A 7,675-nucleotide genomic window follows, 5' to 3' on the forward strand; every position below is an offset into this window, starting at 1 on the left:
GTGCACGAACCCCGGGCCGGGCCGGCGATCAGCGCGCAGGCCCCGGCACGGCCTTGAGCCCCGGCAGGGCCTCCGGCCGGGTGACCAGCAGGCCATGCCGGCGGCAGACGCAGGATCACGGCGGCCGCGGCCAGCATCAGGCCGCTCAGACACAGGACGGCGGCAGCCCGGCGAGCGGCCTGGCGGCGCCGTGCCCGGTCCCATCCCCGGCTGATCATCAGGCGGCCTCCTGTGGTGCGGGCCCCGACGCCGGGGCCTGGCCGGGGGTGGTGGTGATCCGCGACGCGATCCGCTCCAGGCAGGGGATGACGACCTTGACGCGTCCGGTGTTCTGCCGCGGGCCGGTCAGCAGCAGCTCACCCGCACGGTCCCGGCGCCCGACGGGAGAGAGGTTGGAGGTGACCAGCCGCACCAGTTCGCTGTCGCCGCTGTCCAGGCCCACGAACTCCAGTCCGCGGCGAGCCCGTTCACGATTCGTGGTGCGGGCCAGCGCCCGGTAGGCCATCAGGCCCCGGTCGGGCCCCAGTTCCTCGGCCTCGTGGGCGCCTGCCAGCAGCCCCGCGCCGTGCTTGCGGCCGTCATGGAGGATCTCGTGGACCAGGGCGGTGCCTTCGGCGGACGAGGTGAGCCAGTACAGCTCGTCGAGTGCGACCGCGCAGAACCGCTCGGGCTGGGCGAAAGCGGCCTGGCGGGCGATCGCCGCGATCAGGTACAGCACCGCCCGGCCGATCAGCGTCTCCAGGGGCTGCTGATGCAGCACCTCCGGGTGCGCGAACGCCTGCTTGGGCGGCAGCTTCAGCCCGGTCGTCGTCACCACAATGAACTCCGAGGCCCCAGTGCCCTCCAACTGCACCGGAGGCAGCGCCGGGTCGAACACCATGCGGGCCAGGTGATTCTGCTCGACCACGCGCAGCAGCCCGGCCAGCGTGGCAGCTGCGTCCTGACGCTTGCCGCTCGCACCCGCGGCCATGTGCCGCAGCACGGCGACCACACCGCTCATGGAACAGGCAGCGGACGAAGCGGCCTGCTCCACGGCGTGATGCAACACCTCACCGGCCGTGGTCATCGGGCCCACGCCCAGCTGCAGCGTGAGATAGCTCAGCGCGTAGTGACGGCCCTCAGCGCCCGGGAACAAGCGCAGCGGATCGATGGACAACGCCGCCTGCGCGGCGTCGATGATCTGGCAGCGGCCCGGCGCGGCCGCCCGAGCGAACGCCGCCCACTCCCGCACCGGGGTGCGGTCGATACAGATGACACGGCTGCCCCGGTCCACGACCGAACCGGCGATCAGCTTCAGCAGCACGCTCTTGCCGCCCCCCAGATCTCCCACCACCCCCAGGGAGGCCGAGGCATCCTGCCTGGGCGCATCCGCCACGTTGACCAGCACCGGCCGGGTGGTGCCGCAGTCCAGGTCCAGGCCCAGCAGCAGCCCGCTCGGATCGCCCACCTCGCTGTGCGCGAACGCCCCCGACAGCGCCCAGTCCTCACTGAGCTGATGCTGGGTGAACTCCCGCAGCCTGGGCGCCCGCACCACTCCGGGCACCCCGAGCGTGAACAGGTCGACCTGCAGTCCGCACGGGCGCACCGCCCGGTAGTCGGCGCCCGCCAGCAGCTTCTCCAGCGCCCGCGCCCGCGCATCGCACAGCTGAGCAGTGGGCGCCCACACCGTGAGCACCGTGACACTCTGGACCTCCACCTCGACGCTGTTGCGCGACAGCCGCCTCTCCAGCTCGCCCAGATCGACCGCGGCCTCCGGCAAGGAGGCGGGCATGCCGGTGGGCCGGACTTCGTACTGGTCGGCCTGGTCCACCAGCTCGTTCTTCTTGCGCTGCACCTGGGCGCGGGCCGTCTCCGCCGGCACCAGCGTCAGATCGACGGTGAAATCAACGGGGAAGTCGAGGACTTCAAGCTGCGTGAACAGATCCGCGGCCTCCTGACGCACCGCGGGCGGGCACTCGGCCAGCGCCAGATGCGCCTGATAGCCCGTCCCGGTCGCGCTCTCGACCTGCAGCCAGCGACGCCGCAGCGGTGATGGAGAGCGTGTCTTGCACCACGGCCCCCGGCGCTCCGCCCGGCCAGGACGCCGGGAGCCGGCCGACTCCCGGGCCCCAAGCGTGCTGTCGGTGCCGCCCTCCTCGAGGCGGACCTGCCCCAAATCGGCGTAGCTGGGGGAGCGCAGCACCGCGCCGTGCACCTGGCCGCCGTACAGGCCGCTGCTCGCCGCCTGGTCGAGCAGCGGCTCGGCCAGGCCCCGGTGCACCGCGTGCTGGATCATCCACACGATCTCCGCAGGCCTCGCCGGGCGGTACGCAGCTGCGCCTGCCAACTGCGCCTCCACCTGCGCGGCTTGGTCCCGGCACACGCTCACCTCGGCGCGGGAAACCGGCGCGGCCCGCAGCCCCAGTGAGTCGGAGACCTCCGCCCACAGTGCCGTCGCCGCCTTCAGCCCCTGGCGGACGCTCTCCAGCGGGACGGCCAGCCACCAGGTGCGCTGGTGCATCTCCTGGCCCTCCAGCAGATCCAGCGCCGCGTCCAGGTGCTCGATCCACGGGCGGGCCCCGGAAGGCAGAGCCCCGTCGGGCTCGGTGAGTCCGTCGACCATGCGCCAGGCGACCTCACCCGCATCAACCTGCGCGCACAGACCGAACAGCCGCGGCGCCCCGGACAGCGAACGCACCAGAGTGGTCGTCTTGTCGAGCAGCTCGTCGTGGACCGCGGGCGGCACATAAGTGCCCGGCACCGTCTCCTGGCCACGACCCTTGCTGTCGGGGCCCGGATGCAGCCGGTAGAGGGCCCACACATGCCCCTGGGCGGACCACAGCAGATGCCCGGCGATGTGCCGGATGGGAACACGCATCACCCCTCCTTGGTCTCGACGGCGTTCTGGGCGCGGAGGTGGGCCTGAGCCAGCAAGGCGCGCACCGAAGGCACGGGCGCAGCAGACGCCGCAGTCGATGGCCTGGCTGATGGCGAGTGGCCGGCGTTCGGGCCTCGGGTACGGGCGGCTTGCGGGCCCGGGTGCCCGGCGCGCGGTGCGGGCCCCGGGCGCAGCTGGCCGCCGGGGTAGGGAAGGTCTTCGATGGTGAAGCCGCCGCCCAGGCGCCGTGCGGGCCGGTCGCGTGCGGCACGGCGGCCCATGCGGCCACCGGCGGGCTGAGCCGCCAACGCCACCAGGCCCAAGGCCGCCGCAACCGGTGTACGTCCAGCGATCTTCGGGCGCCGCAGCAGCCAGATCCCCACAATCCAGGCGGCCACCGGAAGCACCGACAGCGGCCCGAACCCGCCCCACAGCCACAGGGTTTTCACCAGGACGAAGCCGCCCACGGTGGCCAGCGCGATCTGGGCCGCGTTGTAGGGGCCCAACGGCAAACGCCAGTCGGCGATCTTTCCCATCACCCAGGGATAGCGCCGCGCGGAGGTGTAGAAGCGTGCCCGGCGGGGGGCGGCCGCCGTACTCATACCGGCCCCTGCCCGCCTACCGGCCCGCCCGCAGGTATCGGATGTGCGAAGGCGGGAGCACTCCTGGCCGGGTTCTTCACCTCGTCCTCGAACATGTCCGCCAGCTGGTCACGCGAGTTGTACAGACCCAGCGCGATCACCATGAGGATCAGAGCGCCGATGCCCGCCTTGAGACTGAACCGCTGCAGCATGATCACGACGACGATGACGACCAGCGCCGCCTGCAGACCGGCCGTGCCCCAGTCCTTCGCCGTCCCGATCCAGGAATCGCCCAGATCAGCCAACTTGCCTGCGAGCACGACACGGTTGACGGTGTCCATCACCGCTCACCGCCCGCCCCGGAGGACAGCGCGGCGATCTCCCACCGGCCGCCGCGGGCAGCGAGCGTGAGCTCGTAGGACAGCGGCCAGCGCCCGGCCGCATCGCTCGCCTCGACGTGAACCTGGACATGCACCCGCGTCCCCTCTCCCGGCCCCGCGGCGCCGGCCGCCGGTTCCCGGGCAGCCACGTCCTGCACCTCGACGTCCTTCGCGGCCACCGGCGACACCGCCGACATCTGCACCCCGGGCGCCAGATACCGGCCGACCTCGCCCCGCCCGGCCAGGTACGCCGACAAAAACTCCTCGGCGGTCTGCCACAGCGGGCCCTTAGGGACTCTCACCCGATACCTGGAAGCGGGCACCGCGTGCGGGGTGGGCGCGGCCACCACGGCCGGCGCGGCCGTCACCGCGAAGGAGGTGCCGCTCGCGGAGACGAGCGCGGACACCGCGAAGTAGCGCACCGACTCCGCATACTGCGCAGCCACCGTCACCGACCACTGCCCGCCGGTGCGCGGCACGCTGCGCACCGGTGTCACCCGGCGCGGCGCCGGCGCATCCTCGGCCAGCGACGGCAGGGGGACATCGGGAGCCATCGACTGAGCGCGCCGCCCGGCCGCACTGCTGGTGTCCTCGCGGCTGCGCAGCCAGACATCGACGAACTGTGCGACATAGCCCGCAGGATCCACCGTGCGCCTGTGCGCAGGATGCTGCGGGGCGCTGCGGAGCACGGCCGTGACCGTCGGAGAAGGCTGCAGCAGGGCCACCGCCAGCGCGATCGGGCCGGCCGCTACGGCCGCCCAGAGGCCCGCACGGGAGCACCGCACACGTCGCCGCATCTGGGTCAGCGCCACCCCGGCAGCCACCGGCGGCCCCCCGGCATCAGCTGATTGCTTGGATCGGTACATGCGTGAACTCCCGGAAAGAGCAGGCGGGTTGGTGCCCTGAGAGAACCCGTCCACCCCGACCGCTTCGCCGACCACGCAGCCCCGACCACAGCGTCGAACCGGTCACGAATCCGTGGTCGGCCCGTGGGAGCAGCTACCACCCCACCGGTCCAGGCCGGCACGCGCGCGGCACCTCGCCCCGCCCTCTGCCGCGCAGCAACACGGCTCCGGGGCAGAGCCCGCGTCGCGGCAGCGCCGAGCGGCACAGCGCCAACGGCGAAGTTGTGCCCTGCTCCCGGGGAGCGCCCGCGCCGTTTGCGCACACGCGCCACCACTCCGGCCAGCGGCGCCAGCTCACAGTGAGCGCTGCGCACCCCCTGCGACCAGCGGTGGCCGGGGCCGACCAGATGGTGGTCGGGGGGCCGCCAGCACCTGTGGCCGGGCCGAGGATCCGGCGACAGCGGAGAGGATCCAGCACGCACCGCCGTGGTGCACCACGTGACGGTGTACCCTCTACCGGCACTGCACCGTGCCGGCCGCGACCGCAGGAACACTGCTCACCACCGCCGCCCGCACCATGGACAGCAATGGACAGCACCCCGCCGGGAGACGTAGAGCGCAGCCAGTAGGACCCGGCCACCACGAACCCCGCCCGTTGTGATGCCGTTGTGATCGTGGTCGGGGCTCGCTGGCCGGCGAACCGGTCGAGGCCGCCGGATTGGCTCAGGCCATGAACCACGCCCCGCCCCTCGCTCCCTGGCCCCTCCCGCCGCCAGCCACGCGTTGCGCACCGAGCCCCCGCACGAACGGGGTGCCGCGTATGCGCCCCACGGCGAACCGTGCCGCAGCCACCGCCCGGAGCAGGGTGCTCCTCACCGCCGCTCGCACCCGCCCCAAAGGTGCCCTACCGATCAGGCACCTGGCACAGCACGGCGGCCCCGTGCCACGGAGCGCATCACGATGAACCACTACGGATCAGGCATCCGACGCGGTGCGATGGCGGGCGACCACTTCGTGCAGATTGCCAACGCCCTGTTCCGCGACGCCCGGATCAGCTTCAAAGCCAAGGGCCTCTTCGGGCTGATCACCAGCCACCGGGACGGCTGGCGGGTGACCGTGGCGGGCTTGGCGCGTGCCGGCACCGACGGCCGGGACGCGGTCGCCAGCGGACTGAAGGAACTTGAAGACCACGGATACCTGGTCCGCGACCGGGAGCGACGCGAGGACGGCACCCTCGGCGAGGCCGTATACGCGATCACGGACCTGCCCGCCCACCTCCACGACATCCTGGCCGGTGATGAGGCCCGCCACTGCGCCCGGCCTCCGCAAAGCCGCAGGCCACATCCACAACCGGGAAAGCCAGCACAGGAGGCGCCAGCACAGGCGGACCGCACCACTAAGAACACCAAGAACAAGAAGACCAGAGAGAAGAACACCAACCCCCTCCGTCCAGCCGTCCGTAACGCGCACCCGCGCGAGGACACAGCCCTCTCTCCGCCGCCTCGTGCAACAGACCCGATGCCGGAGCCCGACGCGCATGAGCCCGGCGTTCGCCTGTTGCTCGCGATTGGTGCGCTGTACCCCGAACTGCTCCTGACCGGAACCGCCCTGCACGACCAGGGCGCGGTCGTCGCTGGCCTTCTGCAGACAGGCTGGAGCACACGGCAACTGCAGCACGTCATCGCCGGCCGCCCTCTGCCTCAGCCCGTCCGCACCTCCGTCGCAGCGATCACCGCGGCCCGACTGCGCGCCGCACAGCAGATCCCGCCGCCGCACCAGGTCCGCGAGTTGGCCGTCCTGAACGACATGCCCGCAGGAGACGCCGCCTCGCATGCCTCCCACCCGCTCGAGCAGCCCCTGGAGCACCGGGTCCTCGTCGAGTGCGCAGGCTGTCAGGCTCCCGGGCCGGCCCGGGGCCAGGACCTCTGCCCGGCCTGCCTCGGATGGCCCTTCTGTACCTCCTGTCCCGGTCCCACCCCACGGCGAGCGCCCCCGGGCGGGGACGGCCAGTGCACTGTCTGTGCCACCTGACGCCCAACGGCCCTACCGAAACCAGGAGCCATGACCGCCCGCCGTCCACCCCGCACCGCGTGCCTGCAGAGGCCGTACAGCCAACACATGGCAGAGGAGCCCTCACCATGACGAGCCGTTCCGGCAGCCTTCCAAACGCGGAAGACGCGCCGTACTTCCTGTTCGCCCACGAGCCCTACTTCCCGCCGCACGGACTGCGTGAGATCAACACCACCATCGTGGAAGCCGCGATCCTGCTCCACAGTCGGGTGCAGCAGCCCGACGGTGACCGCATGCACCGCATCCTCAACAACGGCCGCCGCCGGACCCGCGAGATCGTGCCGCTGGCCACCCTCACCCATGAACTGGACGGCGGGGCCGGGTGGCCGGCCGTCGGCGACTGGGAGCAGGTCACCCACGATCTCCTCATCCTGAGCCGCTTCGGCACCTGCGACGCCATCCGGCTTGGGCTGCCCGCCATCGAACGAGCCCTGATGTGCACCGCACCCAACAGCGAATTGTTGACCTTCGATGCAGCGACCGGGCAGCGGGTCACCTACGGACCCACCGAGCGAGCCAGCCTCCTCGCCCAGCTCCAGACCCGCCTCGACCACCCCACGGCGGAGCACACCTACGGCACCGGCCCCGTCGCCAGCATCTGGCCCGACAGGCCCCGACCCTGACCCCAGCTCCGGCACCACCCCTTGGCCCTGCTGCGCCCGGTGTGCACACACATCCACCGTCCGGGCAACTCCCCGACGAACAGCCGCTCTTCCTCGTCCACTCAGGCGGCAGTTCCACCGAAGGGGAGAGGCCTACAGCCCCACCGATCTGTGTGAGCTGCGCCGCCGAGTCAGTGCCTGTTCCTAAACCTCCGAAGTTGTGGGGGGGGCCCCCGCCCGGGGGCCGCCCCCCCCCCGGTGGCGCGCCCCCCCGGGGGGGGGGGGGGGGGCGCCCCCCGGGGGGTCCCCCCCCCCCCCGCGCCGCACACCCCCAACTTGT

At 72.3% G+C, this 7,675-nt stretch carries 6 protein-coding genes; 2 read left to right on the forward strand and 4 right to left on the reverse strand.

What is annotated here, in order from left to right:
* Nucleotides 1-217 precede the first annotated feature (217 nt).
* From ACFVYR_RS21020 to ACFVYR_RS21035, 4 genes are all read right to left on the reverse strand, one after another.
* Complete coding sequence (locus ACFVYR_RS21020; RefSeq protein ID WP_384251184.1) at nucleotides 218-2,857, reverse strand: ATP-binding protein; 2,640 nt, start codon at nucleotides 2,855-2,857, stop codon at nucleotides 218-220.
* Complete coding sequence (locus ACFVYR_RS21025) at nucleotides 2,857-3,393, reverse strand: hypothetical protein (protein WP_384251187.1); 537 nt, start codon at nucleotides 3,391-3,393, stop codon at nucleotides 2,857-2,859. Before ACFVYR_RS21025 ends, ACFVYR_RS21020 begins: the two co-directional genes overlap by 1 nt.
* A gap of 62 nt (nucleotides 3,394-3,455) precedes the next feature.
* Complete coding sequence (locus ACFVYR_RS21030) at nucleotides 3,456-3,779, reverse strand: hypothetical protein (protein WP_384251190.1); 324 nt, start codon at nucleotides 3,777-3,779, stop codon at nucleotides 3,456-3,458.
* A complete protein-coding gene (locus ACFVYR_RS21035; protein ID WP_384251193.1) occupies nucleotides 3,779-4,684 on the reverse strand; it encodes a conjugal transfer protein in 906 nt (301 codons plus the stop codon). The genes ACFVYR_RS21030 and ACFVYR_RS21035 overlap by 1 nt, the downstream gene beginning before the upstream one ends.
* A 975-nt stretch (nucleotides 4,685-5,659) precedes the next feature.
* Here ACFVYR_RS21035 and ACFVYR_RS21040 point away from each other — a divergent pair.
* Both ACFVYR_RS21040 and ACFVYR_RS21045 read left to right on the forward strand, forming a co-directional pair.
* A complete protein-coding gene (locus tag ACFVYR_RS21040; protein WP_384251196.1) occupies nucleotides 5,660-6,694 on the forward strand; it encodes a hypothetical protein in 1,035 nt (344 codons plus the stop codon).
* A 107-nt stretch (nucleotides 6,695-6,801) separates the two neighbouring features.
* Entirely contained in the window at nucleotides 6,802-7,356 is a 555-nt protein-coding gene (locus ACFVYR_RS21045; RefSeq protein WP_384251199.1) for a hypothetical protein, read from the forward strand.
* Nucleotides 7,357-7,675 lie beyond the last annotated feature (319 nt).

It is taken from the genome of Streptomyces sp. NPDC058284, from assembly GCF_042881135.1.
Taxonomy (GTDB): domain Bacteria; phylum Actinomycetota; class Actinomycetes; order Streptomycetales; family Streptomycetaceae; genus Streptomyces.

Bases quoted from the DNA above. Each gene is read 5' to 3' on its own strand.
- ACFVYR_RS21040 (WP_384251196.1), top strand. From the start codon at position 5,660: ATGGCGGGCGACCACTTCGTGCAGATTGCCAACGCCCTGTTCCGCGAC.
- ACFVYR_RS21035 (WP_384251193.1), bottom strand. From the start codon at position 4,684: ATGTACCGATCCAAGCAATCAGCTGATGCCGGGGGGCCGCCGGTGGCT.
- ACFVYR_RS21020 (WP_384251184.1), bottom strand. From the start codon at position 2,857: ATGCGTGTTCCCATCCGGCACATCGCCGGGCATCTGCTGTGGTCCGCC.
- ACFVYR_RS21045 (WP_384251199.1), top strand. From the start codon at position 6,802: ATGACGAGCCGTTCCGGCAGCCTTCCAAACGCGGAAGACGCGCCGTAC.
- ACFVYR_RS21030 (WP_384251190.1), bottom strand. From the start codon at position 3,779: ATGGACACCGTCAACCGTGTCGTGCTCGCAGGCAAGTTGGCTGATCTG.
- ACFVYR_RS21025 (WP_384251187.1), bottom strand. From the start codon at position 3,393: ATGGGAAAGATCGCCGACTGGCGTTTGCCGTTGGGCCCCTACAACGCG.